Here is a 1,969-nt window from a genome sequence, read left to right as displayed (position 1 = left end):
GAGGAGAACATCGGGTTTTTGGGCGCGGCAGACCGAAAGCGCCCGCTCGCCATCGGAGGCGGTGCCTACGACCTGGATGTCGTCTTCCAGAGCCAGCATCTGTGCCAGGCTCTCGCGCATCATTGCCTGGTCTTCCGCAATCACGAGTCGTATTTTTTCCATGGTTTTCTTTCACAGTGCCTCTGTTCGGTACGAGTGGGCGACTAGTGCAACATACTCTGAAAGTCCCGCATCGGCAAGGTCGTAGTGCACGGCGGTGCGTAGCGCTACTAAAGCATCCCCAACAGACTTGGCCATGCGATCCGCGACGTACTGCGGGTAGGGCTCGCGGATCTCGGGGCTGATAACCTGCGCTTTGAGCACTGCGAAGACTTGTGCCAGCCGCTCGGGGGTCTGGGCGACCTCTTTTTTGATCTCCAGCCGGTAGGCAGGGCTCCAGGGCTGCGGCTTGTAGTACGTGGCAAAGAGCCCGTCGGTGCGGACTTGGGAGACGGCCTCGTTCACTGCCTCACGCACTTCCTCCCGAATAGCATCCGAAGGCGTGAGCTTCTGAATCTCCTTGGCGATCCAGTTGCGCTTGCTCTTTTGCGTCAGCCCCAGCGGCACGGGCTCGGTGTACTCGTCGGCCTGCAAGAGAAGCGTCATGGTGGTGCGGTCGTCGAGCTTGAGCTGGCCACCTAGCCACGTCTCCCCGAGATCGCGCGTGCCATCGTACTTTACCAAGGCGACGATCTCGGGACGAAACATCGCGGCATGGAGCGACTCGGCCGTCTTGTAGTGTGCAAAGCTCTCGGCCAGCTCATTCCGAAGCCCGTCGTCGCGAATGCTCAGTGCGGCGTTGAGCGAGATGACGGGGGTCAGGTGCGAGCCATCTAAAAGCACGACAGGGTGGGGGGCATTGGCCAGCAGGGAGAGCTCGAGGGTCGTCATCACGGCGCGGCAGGTGCTTCCCGTGGCATCGCCCTCATGCTGGAGCGTCTTTTGCCACGCGGCAAACGGTGTCTCTTTCCAGAGCCCAGTGCCACCCAGCCCCTCCACGCCCACCGCCACCGCAAGCGCGGTGTCCATCCCGAGGCCCTTCTCCACCGCCGCGCCGCCATCAATGGCGCAGCACGGCGGCGCGACCACTTGGGGGAGCCGCTCGGTGTGGAGAATTCGGCTTTCGAGAATCAGCTGGTGGCGCATTAGTTCTCGGCGGGAGTCCACGCTCTCGAAAAGCTCCCGCACCTCGCCTGCCACCTCGGCTGCCTTGCCTAAAATCTGGCGGATGATCTGGTCGGGAAGGTCGGAACCACTATCAAATGACATCACGCCGATTGTACCCGGTGCGGGTGCCATCTCCCTGCCGCTGAGACGGCTTACCCTCTTCCCCTGCCACTCGTTCCTCGTTGGGAAGAGGGATTTAGGGAGGTGGTTCCGTTACCTTTAGCCCCTCTTCCCGTGAGCTTGCGAACATGAGGGGAAGAGCAACTGTCTTGTTTGTCAAGGGAATTTGGCAAAATTATCATGGAAATTTAGGCAACGGCTCCTGTCTCGCTCGACGTGCGCCAGGAGCTACCAGCCTTGACCATCGCATTGAGGATAACGAGAAGCTTACGCATGCAGGCAACCAGAGCCACTTTCTTGCTCTTACCACGAGAGAGTAGCGATTCATAGAAGCCGCGAAGAACAGAGTTGTGGCGAACCCCAACCAGAGCTGCCATGTACAAAACACTACGAACAGCAGCTCGACCACCCGAGACAGTCCGACGACCACGAAGTGTTCCGCTATCACGGGCGAAAGGAGCAACGCCAACCAGAGCCGCTATCTGCTTACCTGAGAGCTGACCACTCATGGTTCGCTCATTTTTTGAGGGGTTTAGCAAATTTGAGGTAACCTCGTTTCATGACCGAAACGCTCACTCTTATCACGGAACGGGTAGATGACATCCCCGTATTATTCGAGCAGATGCAGAAATTGGAGATGGCT

General features: G+C 59.0%; 2 protein-coding genes and 1 pseudogene. All 3 read right to left on the bottom strand.

Annotated features, from left to right (window positions below):
• On the bottom strand, positions 1 to 162 hold a 162-nt coding region (locus RMO15_RS33410), incomplete at its 3' end, for a response regulator transcription factor (protein WP_369016149.1).
• Between the two features lie 9 nt (positions 163 to 171).
• Positions 172 to 1,308, bottom strand: a complete 1,137-nt coding sequence (locus RMO15_RS21650; protein WP_309717027.1) for a DNA double-strand break repair nuclease NurA — start codon at positions 1,306 to 1,308, stop codon at positions 172 to 174.
• Positions 1,309 to 1,514: 206 nt separating this feature from the next.
• A pseudogene (locus tag RMO15_RS21645) lies at positions 1,515 to 1,829 on the bottom strand (transposase); the annotation flags it as partial.
• Positions 1,830 to 1,969: the final 140 nt, after the last annotated feature.

Origin of the sequence: Armatimonas sp., assembly GCF_031410135.1 — a bacterium.
GTDB lineage: Bacteria > Armatimonadota > Armatimonadia > Armatimonadales > Armatimonadaceae > Armatimonas.
The sequence above is the reverse complement of the archived record's forward strand: the minus strand, read 5'-3'. Positions and strand labels throughout refer to the sequence as shown.

What these genes read in the sequence shown, in the direction of transcription:
- RMO15_RS21650 (WP_309717027.1), bottom strand. Translation starts at nt 1,308, where the DNA reads ATGTCATTTGATAGTGGTTCCGACCTTCCCGACCAGATCATCCGCCAG.